General features: G+C 66.0%; 10 protein-coding genes. 1 reads left to right on the plus strand and 9 read right to left on the minus strand.

The annotated features are described in order from the left end of the window. Positions 1–1,397: 1,397 nt before the first annotated feature. From EJK15_RS38400 to EJK15_RS38415, 4 genes are all read right to left on the minus strand, one after another. Positions 1,398–2,075 carry an LppU/SCO3897 family protein gene (locus EJK15_RS38400; protein WP_138715388.1) on the minus strand — a complete coding sequence of 226 codons (678 nt, stop codon included), beginning with the start codon at positions 2,073–2,075 and terminating at the stop codon, positions 1,398–1,400. A gap of 1,053 nt (positions 2,076–3,128) precedes the next feature. Continuing rightward, on the minus strand, positions 3,129–5,927 hold the full coding sequence (locus tag EJK15_RS38405) for an AfsR/SARP family transcriptional regulator (RefSeq protein WP_171074766.1): 2,799 nt from the start codon (positions 5,925–5,927) through the stop codon (positions 3,129–3,131). A gap of 569 nt (positions 5,928–6,496) precedes the next feature. Then, a complete protein-coding gene (locus EJK15_RS38410; protein WP_171074767.1) occupies positions 6,497–6,706 on the minus strand; it encodes a phospholipase A2 in 210 nt (69 codons plus the stop codon). A gap of 35 nt (positions 6,707–6,741) precedes the next feature. Next, on the minus strand, positions 6,742–7,839 hold the full coding sequence (locus tag EJK15_RS38415) for an STM4015 family protein (RefSeq protein ID WP_138715391.1): 1,098 nt from the start codon (positions 7,837–7,839) through the stop codon (positions 6,742–6,744). Between the two features lie 640 nt (positions 7,840–8,479). On the opposite strand from EJK15_RS38415, the gene EJK15_RS38420 reads away from it, so the two are divergent. Beyond that, positions 8,480–9,025, plus strand: a complete 546-nt coding sequence (locus EJK15_RS38420) for a GNAT family N-acetyltransferase (protein ID WP_138715392.1) — start codon at positions 8,480–8,482, stop codon at positions 9,023–9,025. Between the two features lie 64 nt (positions 9,026–9,089). On the opposite strand, the gene EJK15_RS38425 is transcribed toward EJK15_RS38420, so the two are convergent. From EJK15_RS38425 to EJK15_RS38450, 5 genes are all read right to left on the minus strand, one after another. Next, on the minus strand, positions 9,090–9,434 hold the full coding sequence (locus EJK15_RS38425) for a type II toxin-antitoxin system PemK/MazF family toxin (protein ID WP_138715393.1): 345 nt from the start codon (positions 9,432–9,434) through the stop codon (positions 9,090–9,092). Further along, complete coding sequence (locus EJK15_RS38430) at positions 9,431–9,718, minus strand: hypothetical protein (protein ID WP_138715394.1); 288 nt, start codon at positions 9,716–9,718, stop codon at positions 9,431–9,433. Before EJK15_RS38430 ends, EJK15_RS38425 begins: the two co-directional genes overlap by 4 nt. 702 nt (positions 9,719–10,420) lie before the next feature. Then, positions 10,421–11,434 (minus strand): NAD-dependent epimerase/dehydratase family protein, encoded by a 1,014-nt coding sequence (locus tag EJK15_RS38440; protein ID WP_138715395.1) that lies wholly within the window; start codon positions 11,432–11,434, stop codon positions 10,421–10,423. Continuing rightward, positions 11,431–12,717 carry a hypothetical protein gene (locus EJK15_RS38445; RefSeq protein ID WP_138715396.1) on the minus strand — a complete coding sequence of 429 codons (1,287 nt, stop codon included), beginning with the start codon at positions 12,715–12,717 and terminating at the stop codon, positions 11,431–11,433. Before EJK15_RS38445 ends, EJK15_RS38440 begins: the two co-directional genes overlap by 4 nt. Continuing rightward, complete coding sequence (locus EJK15_RS38450; RefSeq protein ID WP_138715397.1) at positions 12,714–13,991, minus strand: phenylacetate--CoA ligase family protein; 1,278 nt, start codon at positions 13,989–13,991, stop codon at positions 12,714–12,716. Before EJK15_RS38450 ends, EJK15_RS38445 begins: the two co-directional genes overlap by 4 nt. Positions 13,992–13,993: the final 2 nt, after the last annotated feature.

The raw sequence follows: 13,993 nt of genomic DNA on the forward strand, positions 1-13,993 counted from the left end.
CTCGAGGGCCATCGCCGGCGTCGTCGTCCTGGAGGTCGTGCATGGTCATGGTCACCGAAGGTAGTACCTGTTCTCGCCCTGCTCTACCAGCTTGGGGTGTTCATCCTGTTTGTCTCAGTAGAGCCTGACACAGAGGGCCCATCGCCGAACGGGCCGCATCCATCGCCAGCGAGATCATCAGAACCAAAACTCCCGGCATCGTCACCGGCAAGGGCGACCGCGACATGGCCACCGAGGTGGACTACGCCGTGGAGCACGCCGTACGCGAATTCCTAACTCGAGAAACACCCGAGATAGGATTCCTCGGCGAAAAGGAAGGCGTCAGCCGCACCGGTGACGGCCTGGGGTGCTCGACCCGGTAGACGGGACGGCCAACTTCAGCCCTGGACCACCGAGCACCGTAGTGGCAGCAGCTATCTCCTACGGGCCTCGTTCCAGACCCTTGCCAGAACAAGTGGCGACCCGAGGCGCCTACAGCGTCGCTACGCGATGGCGCAAGCGCCACCCTTGACCCGAATCACGGGCACGAGTCGCCGATCCTTTGCAGCTATCGGGAGCGGGGAGAGGCCTGGGCGAGGCGGTCGTTAACCAAGCGCTGCCGTTCCGCCGAAAGACCGCGAGCAGTCATAGCCCTATCCAGAAGATCAGCATCGAACCCCTGCGCCGCCATGTGGTCGAGGAGAGGTTCGTATCGATCGGGCCGATCACGCAAGAGTTCTGTGGCCAACCGCAGTTCCAGACGCACCACAGGAACACGATGCGCGCCACACTTGATCAAGACGTAGTGCTGCCACGGGCCACGGCCAACGCACTCCATCCCATCGGAGTCGGTCTCCTGCTCAACCGTGCTGATCTCTACATGGACCCCGCTCACCTCGTACCTAGCGAAATACTGCGAACTCTCGGGGAGCCAAGATGCCGCATACAGGCACGGGAAGGACGAGAGAGCGGCAGCGAACACGTCCACGTCCTCCCGCCGAGCCACCAAGACGTCAACATCCCCGACAGGAAGATGAACACCTTGCAGCAGAGCGGCACCTGTGCCACCCACGCGGTACATCAGGTCGGCCCCCACAGCCTCCAGGGCAGTGAGAGTCGCCTCTAACGCCGACGTTACGTCCACCAGCCGCAGAGATGCCTCACCAGCTCCCATGACGATCAGCCTACCAATCATGAGCCTCCAAGGTCACGACTCTGGTTGTCGGGCCATTAGCGAGCCATTAACCCCGGTGACGAGGGGTCAATCACGGTCACTCGGGACCGGTCTCCCGCCCAGCTCAGAGCCGCGACGACGGGTGATCGTGGCAGTTCCCAAGCTGACAGCGCGGGTTCGATTCCCGTCACCCGCTCTCAGACTGAAAAGCCAGGTCGTCCGCGCTTCATGTCCGCTGAAGAGGTCATCGTGTGCGGACTAGACAAAACACGTTGGCTTGCGCCTCTGAGTGTTCGCTGCTCCAGTGGCTAACCATGACCTCATTCTGGGCGCATCGACTGTTGTCCGGCGACTCGGAATCCAACTCTGCACGGGTTGCGACGGCCTTCTTAGTGATCTTCCATGCAGCAGTTGCGTCAGCACACGGGACCACCTTGTAGTCCGTGTAGGTGCCGCCGGTAACGCAGTCGTTGACCTTAGCGGTTTGGTAGAAGTCGACTACTGGGGAACTAACGTCGTCGGCTTCCGCATTGGCGTGCTGACTTGCTGCCGCGGTAGCGGCCCATGCTAGGCAGTAGACGGTCGCCTTGGCATTGTCATCCTCTTCTGAGTAGGCGGTAGTCCTCTCGCCCTCGGGGCAGATGTCGCCGCCGTTGGCCATTCTGGCGTTAAAGGCGGCCATGGTCATGTCGGTGAAGACATGTGTGATCCTCTGGATCGCATCTGGGTCTGTACAGGCGACAATCTCGTGCTCTGTGTTCTTGCCAGCCTTTAGGCAGTCGCCGAGTTTGGCGTTCTTGGGTATGCCGGACCGGTCCGGCATCTCAGCCGAGACAACGGTGCGCGTGACTTGGCGAATCACGGCGCTGACGGCGAGCAGAGATCCTGCGACCAGAACGGCAATCCCAACTACGATGAGCATGATCCCTGGAGGGCGAAGCCGTCTACGACGGACGGGATATGTCGTAGGCGCTGTCCAGGTCCCAGGAAATTGCTCGCTGTCACCTCCGCGCAGTACGGGCTCTTCCGGCTGCGACGACTGATCTCCGGGGGGTGTCGACACGCCGGGGCTCCTCTCACGATCACTTATTGCTCAGTCAAACGTTCCGATGACCAACTGAGGTTCCAGCTATACCAGAGGCAATTTCAGGACCGACGATGGGACTGGCGTTGAAGATGCATCGCTGTGCTCCTCGGCGTGTCGGCCGCGTGTCTCTAACAGGAGCGATCTACGCGATCTCACAGGGTCTCGCAATGGAATTTCACACTCTGTCATTTCAGATAAGCCATCAGTCACTTCCGGCGGATGTCGGCCAGTTCTCGAACCGGCAGCGCGCCGTGTAGATCAATCCAGATTCAGCCAGTGTTTTCCCTGGTCAACAAGATAGGCGAACGGTTCAACTCGCCCCTCGTACAGTGGCGCCTTCCTCGGCGACCTCGTGCCCGTTGCGTGCCCGTTCGCAGAGCGATCAGCGGGAACTCAGGGCACTCACGGTCACTCGACCGGCATACGCGCAGGTCAGCGTTTTCCCAGCTCAAGCCGTGTGATCTTGAAAGAGTTCCCAAGCTGACAGCGCGGGTTCGATTCCCGTCACCCGCTCTCAGTGTGAAAGTTTAGGTAGACCGATGGACTCGATACCCGGGCTTTGATCTTGTCGGGGCTTGATTTCACTCGCGTGCCAGATTCGTGCCAGACCAGTTGATCTTACAGGCCATTACGGGCCATTAGCCCACGGGTACGAGCACCTCGGCCGCGCCGTCGTCCCCCTCGTCGTCCTTGGGTTTGATGATCAACCGCCATGATTCCCGGGCATCACCAGCCCGAGTACGCCCAACCACGATCAGCCAGACCCTTGACTTGCGGTTTCAGATTGAAACGAGCCCCATGGCGGTACGAATCTCCTCTGTCTTGCCTGGAGTGGAACTGCCTTTGTGGCAGTTACCGGCCTGGCTATGACGATCATGGCGTCTTCGTTTAGATGTGGTTCTTGACCGCGAAGGGCGGAGCGGGATTCTCGTCCTCAAGCAACTGCCCAGCTTCCTCAGGGGTGCTGAGCCCGGCCTCCAGCAGCAGGTCGAGTGACTGCCGCCAGTGCAGCCGAGCCTCGGTCCGCCGCCCCAGGTCGTGCAGGGTGCGGCCGAGCCACCAGTGCGACAGCGCCGTACCGAAGTCGAGTTCGGCCTCGCCCTGAAGCTCGATGGCCGTCCGGTAGGCGCTTTCCGCCTCGGCGAGCCGGCCTGCGGCCCGGTAGGCGTCGGCGAGCGTGTCGTGGGACGTCGCCGCGCCCGGGCCGGTGGGATCGGGGCACATGTCCAGTGCTGTGCGGGCCTCCTCGATCGCCTCCTCGAAGCGGCCCTGCCGGTAGTAGACATGCACCCGGTTGTTGAGCACGACGGCCTCCTTCTCCCGGAGACCGGTCTGCTGGGAGATGGACTGGCTGGCGGCAAGCGCCGACAGGGCTTCGTCGTAGCGGCCCATCATCGTGTAGGTGATGCCGAGGTCGTTGTACGTCCCCGCCTTCTTCAGCGGCAGGCCGGCCTTGTCCCAGCAGTTGAGCGCACGCTCCAGGTGCTCAACGGACTCGGTGTGGCGGCCCTGCTCCGCGAGGATGTAGCCCAGGTCGGTGAGGAGCCGTGCTTGGCCGGGCAGGTCTCCACGGCGCACGGCGAGCTCCAGCGCGCTCTCGCAGACCTCGGCGAGCTCGCCGAACCAGCCTCTGCGCCAGAACAGCGCGGTAAGGCAGCCGTTGAGGGCCAGCGCGACCTCGGGGTGTTGCGAGTTCACGGCCTGCCGGGCCAGCTGCAGCAAGTTGTCGCGCTCCGCGGAGAGCCAGTCGTTGGCCTCCCTCAGCGTCGCTATAGCTACCTCCGGAAGGTCCATCGACTCCCGGAGCGAGTGCAGGCTCGAGTCGATCAGCAAGCACGCGGCATCCGCGGCGGCCACATAGTGGAGGAGCGCGCGGCGAATGGCCCCGGTTTGCACCGCCTGGTCGATCTGCTCCGCCTGCTCGCGGGCATGGAGGCGGAGCAGATCGTGCATGCGGTGGCGGCCGAGCCCGGCGGGTTCCAGCAGCCGAGCTGCCAGCAGCGCCTCCAGCGCGGTCTCGGCGCGCGGCTCGAACCATCCGGCCAGGGCGCCAGCGCTCGCGGCCGTGTGAATGCTGCTGTCGAGCAGGCCGAGCAGCGGAAAGAGCGCAGCGGGATCGGCAGCCAGGTGGGCCTGTCCGACCGTGATGCTCGCTCGGACCGCCAGGTCGTCGTGTTCGAGCGCGTCGAGGCGGCGGGTGGCGTCGGCGAGCTGGCCGGCCAAGTGCGTGAGCGTCCAATCGGGCCGCGCGGCCAGGCGGGCCGCTGCGATGCGCAGCGCCAGCGGTAAGGCGTCGCACAGCCGTACGATCTGGGCCGCTGCCTCGGGCTCGGCCGCTACCCGGTCGGCGCCCGCGACGCGGCTTAGCAGCTCCATGCCCTCCTGGTGGCGGAGCCCGGTTAGGTGCAGGTGGCTGGCGACGTCCAGCGAGGTCATGGCCTGCCGACTGGTCGTGATCACCACGCAGCCAGGACCCGCGGGTAGCAAGGGTCGCACCTGGCGGGCGTCGAGGGCGTTGTCGAGCACGATGAGCAGGTTGCGGGCCGCGGTGAGCGAGCGGTAGCGGGCAGCCGCCTCCTGAGGATCGGTGGGCACGGCGGTGCCCGCAAGGCCGAGCGAGCGCAGCATCCGCCCGAGCGCCTCTGCCGGCGCCATCGGCTGCCGCCCGGCGGTGGAGCCGAGCAGGTCGACGTAGAGCACCCCGTCGGCGAAGCGACCGGCGACGGCGTGCGCAGCCCGTACGGCGAGCGCGGACTTGCCGATCCCGCCCGGCCCATCGATCGCGGCGACCACCGGCGCACCGCCCTGCCCAGTGAGCAGCCGGTGCAGCCATGCCAGCTCAGCAGTTCTGCCCGTGAAGGCGCGGGTGTCGGCGGGCAACTCGGCCGGGACGACGGCCTGGCCGAGCACCGCACGCCCGACGGGCTCCCCGAGATCAAGGGCCGGGTCATGGGCCAACACAGCCCGATGCAGGCGCTGCAGGGCAGGCCCGGGCTCGATGCCGAGCTCCTCGACCAGGACGCGGCGGGTGTCCTGGTAGACAGCCAGTGCCTCCGGCACCCGGCCGGAGCGATACAGCGCCAGCATCAGCTGGGCACGCGGGCGTTCTCGCAGCGGCGCCGCCGCAATGTGCGCGATGAGCTCCGGTACCGCCATGTGGTGGTCGCCTCCGGCTAGCCGCAGGCCGACGTGGTCCTCCACGGCGCTCAGCCGCTCCTCCTCCAGTCGCGCGGACTCCGACCGGACCCACGCCCCGGCCACGTCAGCCAGGGCCTGGCCCCGCCACAGCGACAGCGCCCGGCGGAAGAAGGCGTCGGCGGCGGCGAGCTCATTCTGGGCCTGCGCGGCCCGCGCACGCTTGACCAGGCTCGCGAACAGGTGCGTATCGACTTGCTCACCAGGCAGCTCCAGGCGGTAGCCGCGGGAGGCGGTGACGATGAGCTCGCTCCCGTGATACGGCGCGAGCAGCTCGCGCAGCTTGGACACTACGATGTGGAGCTGCTTGCCCGCTGTGGCCGTCACGCTGTCACCCCAGACGTCGGCCACCAATTGATCGGCCGTGACCACTAAGCCCGGCTCCATCGCCAGCCGCGCCAGCAAGCTGACGCGCCGCGCCCCGATCACCGGGATGGCTTCGCCGCCGACAGCGATCTCGAACGGGCCAAGACATCTGATTGACAGGACCATCTGGCCGCTCCCATCCGTAATTCGGTGAGATGCGGCAGTGTAGAAGGGCAACCTTAGGGTTCGCATCCGGTTGATCGCCCAACACCGAGTCCGCGTACCAGCTCGGCATTCATCCTCGCCTACTGCACACCATGCCGACGGATGCCGCCACGAGCGATCGGCTGTCGAACGCCCCGGAGCCACCGGGGGCGCTCGATGCAACGTGCCTCACATGCCAGAAAAGATCATTCCCCTCTGACCTGCGAGAAGAGGCCAGCAACCCAAGATAGGTCTGGCCGCACTGACTGATCTCGCCGCGCTCGCCCAACGAGGGAGATAGACGAAGGTCGCGCGCCTTGACGGCTCGGCTAACGATCGTCATTCGCCGGACTGGCAGGCACCTGACTTGTTACGTTCCGGTTCGAGCACCTCGTGAGAATGCGCCAGGTCTTCAGGGCGGCGAAGCCGTGCTCGACGAGTCGCTCGACCTGCTTCGCGAGGCCCGCCTCCTGACCCCCGTCGAGGTGGCGGCCTACCTCGCACGGCCCGTCCCGGACACGCCGGAACCCATCAAGAACCAGCTGTGAGCGCTACTTCCCGCCCAGTGTGACAGCGGCGTAAAACTCCCACGCCACGACCTTGCAGGCGGCTTTCTTCACCGTGAAGAGACCGTCGCACGATCTGAGCATGTCGCTGGAGAACGCCTTGTCGACAGTCCTCTTGTATTGGCTCTTCCACTGCTCGGAGCTCGCGAGCTTCCTGACGTTGTAATAGGCGAAGTCGTGCCGGGCGCAGGGCACGCGGAGACGCTTGATCTCTCCAGACAGCGCGGTGCTCAGTCGGTGATCGCTGGGAAGTACGAGTCGGGCTCCCAGCCGTCCTCGACACCCGAATCCTCAGGGTCACTCCAGTCGTCCCAATCGTCGAGTTCCTGGCGGTCGTTGGTGTTGACTTCGACCCCGGCATCGGCGAACTGGGTGCGGACCCGTTCGGTCATCTCCTCCGACATGTAATGGTGGTGCAGGTCGAGCCGATCCAGGTTGCGGAAGATCGGGGTGTCCAGAAGGACGCGGGCGCCCTTGTCGGTGAGGGTGCCCAAGGACAGGTCGAGGGCGGCCAGCCGGCGCGTGATGGGGGCGTCGGCCAGCGCGGTGACCAGCTCGTCGGTGTCCTGGCCATTGCGCAGACCGAGGTGCTTCAGCGCGGGGAAGACCGAGCCCGACAGCACTGGTGCCAGATCGGCGGGTCTGGCGCCGTCGTTGTCCGCCGAGCCGAGGAAGAGCTCCAGGTGCCCCAGTGCAGGGAGCTCGGAGGCCAGAACGCTGCGTACCACGACCGGATCCAGCCGGTGGGATTGAAACGTCAGGCGGCGCAATCCTTCGTGACGCGGTACGTTCCACGCGAGCCGGAAGGTCTGGATCCCTTGGAACACCATATGGTCGGCCCCCCGGACGGCGAATTCGGTCAACCTGGGGAAGGTCGCCAACAGCGGTGAAACATCGGTCTGTGCGACCCAGGAGATCTTCCTGGTCTCCGTCACGATAACCTCGCCGAAGAACAGCGCGCTCAGCGCGGGAAACTCCGCGAAACGCTCGATCAACAGGTCGCGCACCTCGTCGGGCCTGTCGTTGGCCAGCCCGGGATTCCAGCAGTCGCCGATGATCAGTGAGGTGATGCCCGTGGTGTCGATCTCGCGGACAAAGCGCTCAAGGTAATCCCGGAAGCATTCCTCGTCCCCGCCGCTCTCCAACCGCAACCGCCACGCGTACGCGCTTGGATCGGCTTTCGCCGCGGCGAACCGTTCATCGGGAGGCAGCGAGTCGGGTTTGGGGCGGCCCTCCTTCTCCGCCTCGAACCCAGCATGCAGCAACTTGACGGCAAGCGCCTGCGTGGACGGGAAGTCGATGGTCTCCAGCTCTGCGAATTCAGGCATGTACCCAAGGTTTGGCATGTGCAGCCTTCCGGTCGTTTCGGGGTCAGAAACGACAGAGATGGAAAAGATCAGGGTCTATTGCGGCCCTTGGCGGCAGCCAGGCCGGCATGGGCATTGCCGGTCAACCCTAGGGAGCGGCGGTATGTGTGGGGTATACCGATGATCGATCCACCTTGAAAGCCGGGCGAGGGATGACCGCCCTGGTGGCCCGCTCCCTGGCCCGCTTCCGCTTCGGGCGGGTTGACGGCAGACGCGAGGGTCAGGCGGATGAGGATGCGCGCGGAGCGCGAGAAACCTGAGCTCGTGGGGCCTGATCGTCGTGCAATTAACGTGCAATTAGACAGGGTGACGCGCGGTCAACTACGGTCACCCACGTCCAGCCGTACGCCCAGCTCAGGGTCCCCCACAAGCCTTGATCCTTGCAGTTCCCAAGCCGACAGTGCGGGTTCGATTCCCGTCACCCGCTCTCAATGCGAAAGCCCAGGTAGACCGATGGATTCGGGCCCTGGGATTGATCTTTCCCAGGGCTATTGATCTCTGCGTGCCATTAGGGTCAGTCTGACAAAACGATCAACTGCTCGGTTTCGCCTGGCAGGGAGCTCCGGGGTGGGCAGGAACCCAGGGCGATAACATCACAATCGTGGCGGATTGGGAGCTTCGGCTGGCTTCGGTGGCGGACGTCGAGGCGGTGGCCGAGTTGCGGGCCGTGGTGCTGAGGCCGGATCTCGTGCGGCTCGGGCGGTACGACAAGCAGCGGGTGCGGCAGCGGCTGCGGGACGGGTTCACGCCTGCGCACACCTGGATGATCGAGGTGGGTGGTGCCTTGGTCGGCTGCGTGGCGCTGCGGCCGGCGAAGGACGCCTACTGGCTGGAGCACTTCTACCTGGACCCGGATTTGCAGGGCAGGGGCATCGGTTCTGCCGTGCTGAGCAGGTTGCTGGAACGGTGCGATCGCGAAGACGCCGCGGTCCGGCTGAACGTGCTGCAGGGCAGTTCGGCCCGCCGACTGTACGAGCGGCACGGGTTCACGATCGAGACCGAGGACGACGTGGACGTATTCATGGTGCGCCACCCGTCTTCGCCTGGCGATCGGGATCACTCGGTGGGATCCAGTCCGGGTGGGTCGTCCTCGTCATCGTCGCCTGCCCGCTCTGGCTTGCACCCTCGGCTCCGTTTCGCACCGTGACAGGTCCGGCTTCGGCTTCCTCCGTCTTCCGACACCGGGAAGTCGGGCATTACGGGCAAGGTGCTCAACTGCCCCACAAGGTGAGGTTCGCGTCCAGGCCGAGATAGCGGACAAGCGCGTACTCGACCTGTCCCATGGCTACGGAGTCGAGGTGGTCGTACAGCCCGCCGAGGACATACTGGGTGTCGATGGTGCGGATTTGGTCGGTCAGCGCGCACGTCTCGCGCCCCTGAATGGTCAGCCTGGGCCGGAAGCTGGCCGGTCGGGCACTGGTCGACGTGGGCACGATCGTCACGGTGGACCAGTGGTCCTGCGAGATGCTGACGACGATGCCGAGGCGTCTGCCGCGCTGCTCGTGGCCGCGCTTGGCGTCGCCGAGATCAACTGGATAGACGCCGCCGCGGATCACCGTCCGGCCTCACGGCGAGCGGGCACCACGATGCCGGTGTCGACGATCCGGATGTCGCCGTCCTCGGTGTATTCCCACTCGTCGGGGAGCTGCGACAGGTCCTCGCCCTCATCGGCCAGGCGTGCCATGTCGGCGCGGGCCTGCCGCTCCCACTCCACGTGCTCCAGGGCGCGCAGCCCCCGGCGCAGCACGTCGGAGTTGGACTCGCCTTCGCGGCGAAGTGAGTCGATGATCCGGCTGTCGTCGTCGGTGGGTCGGAAGCCCACCGTGCTTGGAGTGCCCATGACACCAGGGTACAACAAATGTTGAACAAGGTGGGAAGGGTGGTGACTCGCCCTTCAGCAATCGCTACACGCCCCGATCAACCGGATCGACTATCAACACCACCCGATCAGCCTCTACATCGAACCCAAGGTCCTGATGATCAGAGGATCCCTCCGGAGTCATCAGCACGGACTTCCCGAGACGCCGCCCGAACAACCAGAAGAAGTCCAGAGGCGAACGTCCATCCGCTCCTGGCTCTGCAACTCTCTCAGATCAACGTCGAAGTCAACGGGAGGTATCCGCGTCCAGGCTCTCCCTCTGCGCTGAAGCCAGCATGATCCACGTGCCAGATCCGTGCCAGAACGGACGGGCAGCCGAGGTCGTTCACGGATACTCACGGTCACTCGACCCGGCATAACCTGCACCTCCGTTTTCCCAGGCCCGAGGAGCAAGATCAGTAGCAGGTTCCCAAGCTGACAGCGCGGGTTCGATTCCCGTCACCCGCTCCACTCTCATACTGTGGCAGGCCCAGCTCTCATGTGCGCGTGAGGGATGTCACCCTTCCTCTGTAGTCTCTAGAGGACAAGGAAGGGAGCGGGCATGACCGGCCATAGGTGCGTGCCCGCTGCGTGCCCGTTCGCACAGCGATCAGCGGGGCATCACGGGGACTCACGGTCACTCGACCTAATCTGACCTGCGCCCCCGTTTTCCGACCGATGGGCTCAGGGCACGATGAGCGCCTGCCAGGAGGGCGGCATGTTGCGCGCCACCTCGATCCCCGAGAACACCGACGGCTCCTGCGGCCCGTGCTTCTTCGCCCAGGCGGCCATCTGGGCGAGCCCGTCGGTGAGCGGCACCGTGCCCGACTCGACGCCGAGGATCTCGCGAGCCTTCTGATGGGAGGAGTAGGCGTGCACCACCTCGTGGCGTGCCGGTAGGTGTTGAACGCGCAAGGGCGCCCCCATGGCCGTGGCCACCGCTTCCGCCAACTCGTTGACCGTGTACGGCGTGTCGCCGCCGATGTTGAAGGTCTGCCCGTAGGCCTGCGGGTTTCCGATCGATCGGGCGATCGGGAGGGCGACGTCGTCGATGTGGCTGAAGGCCCTGGTCTGCTCGCCGTCGCCGAAAACGGTGCACGGCTCACCGCGCAGGATCTGGTTCATGAAGATGCCGATGACGTTGCGGTAGCGGTCGCCGATGTTCTGCCGCTCGCCGTACACATTGTGCGGGCGGAAGATGATGTACGGCAGGCCGAACATCTCGTGCGTGACCTTCAACTCCTGCTCGACCGCGTGCTTGGCGATGCCGTACGGGTCCACGGGCGCGGGCACGAGATCTTCGGTCATAGGCGGCTCGGCATGGCCGTACACGGCGATGGACGAGGTGAAGACGAAGCACCGCACCGTCTCCGCGTTGACCGCCGCGTTGATGAGGTTGATGCTGCCGATCACGTTGTTGGTGTAGTTGTAGCGTTTGATGAAGTGGCTCAGTCCTTCGGCAGCGTACGCGGCCAGGTGGAACACATAGTCGAACCTCCACTCTTCGAACAGCGCGTCCACCACCTCGGCGTCGCAGATGCTGCCGTGGTGGAAGTGCGCGCCTTCGGGGACGTTGGCCGCGACGCCTCCGGACAGGTCGTCGAGCACCACGACGCGATGGCCGGCCCGGAGCAGGTCGGCAGCCACGTGTGAGCCGATGAAGCCCGCGCCCCCGGAGACCAGCGAGGTATAGGTCATGACACAGATTCCTTTCCATCAGCCATGACGGCTGGGTGCGTTGATGCTGACGGAGGGGACATCAGGCGCTGCGGCCGCAGCCAGCGCAGGACGGCCGCCGCATGGACGAGTTGGCCGACGGCCAGAAGGATCACCGCGCCGAGCGCTCCCGCCCAGGGGACGACGAGGAAGGCCAGCGCACCGACCGTCACCAGCGCCATCGCCGAACCCACCGCGGTGGCGCGCAGCGCCTGGGGTGTGGCGTTCTCCATCACGTAGCTCGCGCTGCCCATCGCGAAGATGATCGGCACGCAGGTCATGTAGAGGATGACGACGCCGATACCGCCGAGCGGACGCAGCAACGGCTGCGCCGTGATGAGGGCGACCGCCACGTAGGGCGTTCCCACGAGCAGCAGCAGGCGCAGGACACGGGACAGCCGGTTGTACGCGGCGGTCAGGTCGCGCTGATGCAGCGCTCGGGAGACCCCGGGTTGCAGGACGCGCAGCAGATAGGCGAACGCGTTGAGGAGCGTTCCCGAGGCTACGGAGGCCATGTAGAGCCCTGTGCTCTCCGCCGGCGCGGCGGTCACCGAGAGCGTCCAGAACAGCAGGCTCATCGACAGGCCGCCGACCACGTCGGGGATCGCCATCAGCACGGACGTCCCAACAGCGACGCGCACCAGGGTACGGCGGCGCAGACCGGCGAAGCCCGGCCGCAACCCGGCCAGCAATAGCACGTTGAGCACGGCCACGGTGGCCAGGCACAGGGCCAGGAAGACCACCGGTGCGGCGTGTGCCGTCGGGGCCGCTTCCGTCCAGCAGGCCAGTCCCGTCCAGCAGGCCAGTCCCGTGGCCAGCACGAGATGGTTGGCCACATCCCAGCCCGGCCGGCCGATCGCCCGGTTCAGACCGACCAGAACCTGGTTGCCGCCCAGGCAGATCGCGTAGAGACCCGCCAGCCCTGCCAGGAGCGCAGGGGCGTGGTGCACGAAGATCAGCACGCCTCCCAGGGCGGCCAGAGCCACCAGCAGCAGCAGCCCGGCGAGCGCCACGAAGATGCCGATCAGCAGCGCGACGGTGTGCTGCACCCGCGGGATCACCTTCAGCGCGCATTTCTCGATGCCGATCGAGGCGAGCGGGGTGAGGAACGCCGCGCCACCCATCGCGAGGGCATATCCGGTGTAGTCCCCGGAATCCCAGGCCGCCAGCAGCGCGAGGTTGGCCAGCAACGTGGTCGCACGGAAGGCCGCGCGCCCGCCAACCAGCGCCGCCAGCTGTCTCGGTGCCGTGAGACCGATTCTCATACCGACGGCGCGGCATAGTCGGAGCTGACGAATTTCCCTTTGCCGCCCGGGGTGATCTGGACGGCCTCGGCGGACACCACCTCCAGCGGGAACTCCCCGCCGGCCAGCGCGAAGAGCTTGGCACGTATGGTCGAGAACACCTCGGCCTCCCCGTGACCGCTGGGGACTACGTGCACACGCACCAGGCCGTCGGCATCCTGGTGCACGAAGCATTCGCTGATGCCCGGGTGCGTGGCGGCCAGGTGCAGGAAGGCGTCGGGGTAGAGCCGTTCGCCCGAAGGCAGCATCACGTAGTCGTTGCTGCGTCCCGTGGTGAGCCGCAGGGTACGGAACCGGCGCCCGCATCGGCAGCGGCCGGGTTCGATGAGGCCGATGTCGCCCAGGCTGTAGCGCAGCAGCGGCATGGCCTGCTCCAGGAAGGCGGTGACGACCACCTGCCCGGGCTCCCCGTCCCGGACCGGATTGCCCTGATCGTCGACGATCTCGCAGTAGACGCGGTCCTCGCCCAGATGGGCGCGGCCGTACCGGCAGTCGTAGGTGACGTTGAGCACCTCGAACGCCGAGTACTCGTCGAAGACGGGGGCTCCGAACCGCTCGGCGAACATCGCCCGGTGTTCGGGAAGCAGCAGCTCCGATTCGGTCATCACGATCTGGAGCGTCTGCTTCAGCCGTCCCAGCTCGGCCTCTGTGAGCTCGCGTAGCAGGGCCCGCAGGTGCACGGGATAGCCGATCAGGACCTTGGGCCGGTTGGCCAGCAGGTCCGCCTTGATCTCGCGCATCGGACGGTGCGAGAGGATCACGTGCCGACGGAAGAGGCCGAAGCGCTCAAACATCCGGGCGGGAGGCGCGAACGGGCGGATGTGGCTGAGCCGATCGGTCGGCAGATACCTGCCGGTCGCCAGGAACCGGCGCACGCAGGCCGCCATGTGGTAGTCGTGGCTGTCGCGGTCGTGCAGGATGCGGACCCGTCGCCCTGTGCTTCCGCTCGTCTGGAAGGACAGGCAGCGCTCCTGGTCGACGCCGTCGGCGAGCAGCCGCTCGAGCGGCTGCTCGCGCAGCACCCGTTTGTCCATGACCGGCAGGTCGGCGAGCTCGGCGAGGTCGCGAAGGGGGCCACGGGCGTAGCGCGGGTCGTCGCGGTAGTACGGCACGCGGGTGCGGGCCAGCTCCAGGACCCGGTTGAGCCCGCGGAGCTGGCGACGGCGCAGCCCCGCCGTACTGCCGTATTGCCGCGCGATGCTGAGCGGGACGTAGGCCGCCTCGCGGATGAGCACCG

The sequence above is a fragment of the Nonomuraea basaltis genome (genome assembly GCF_005893125.1).
Taxonomy (GTDB): domain Bacteria; phylum Actinomycetota; class Actinomycetes; order Streptosporangiales; family Streptosporangiaceae; genus Nonomuraea; species Nonomuraea basaltis.

Excerpts from the sequence above, each read along its gene's own strand:
- EJK15_RS38400 (WP_138715388.1), bottom strand. The coding sequence starts at position 2,075 with ATGCTCATCGTAGTTGGGATTGCCGTTCTGGTCGCAGGATCTCTGCTC.
- EJK15_RS38405 (WP_171074766.1), bottom strand. The coding sequence starts at position 5,927 with ATGGTCCTGTCAATCAGATGTCTTGGCCCGTTCGAGATCGCTGTCGGC.
- EJK15_RS38415 (WP_138715391.1), bottom strand. The coding sequence starts at position 7,839 with ATGCCTGAATTCGCAGAGCTGGAGACCATCGACTTCCCGTCCACGCAG.
- EJK15_RS38430 (WP_138715394.1), bottom strand. The coding sequence starts at position 9,718 with ATGGGCACTCCAAGCACGGTGGGCTTCCGACCCACCGACGACGACAGC.
- EJK15_RS38440 (WP_138715395.1), bottom strand. The coding sequence starts at position 11,434 with ATGACCTATACCTCGCTGGTCTCCGGGGGCGCGGGCTTCATCGGCTCA.
- EJK15_RS38445 (WP_138715396.1), bottom strand. The coding sequence starts at position 12,717 with ATGAGAATCGGTCTCACGGCACCGAGACAGCTGGCGGCGCTGGTTGGC.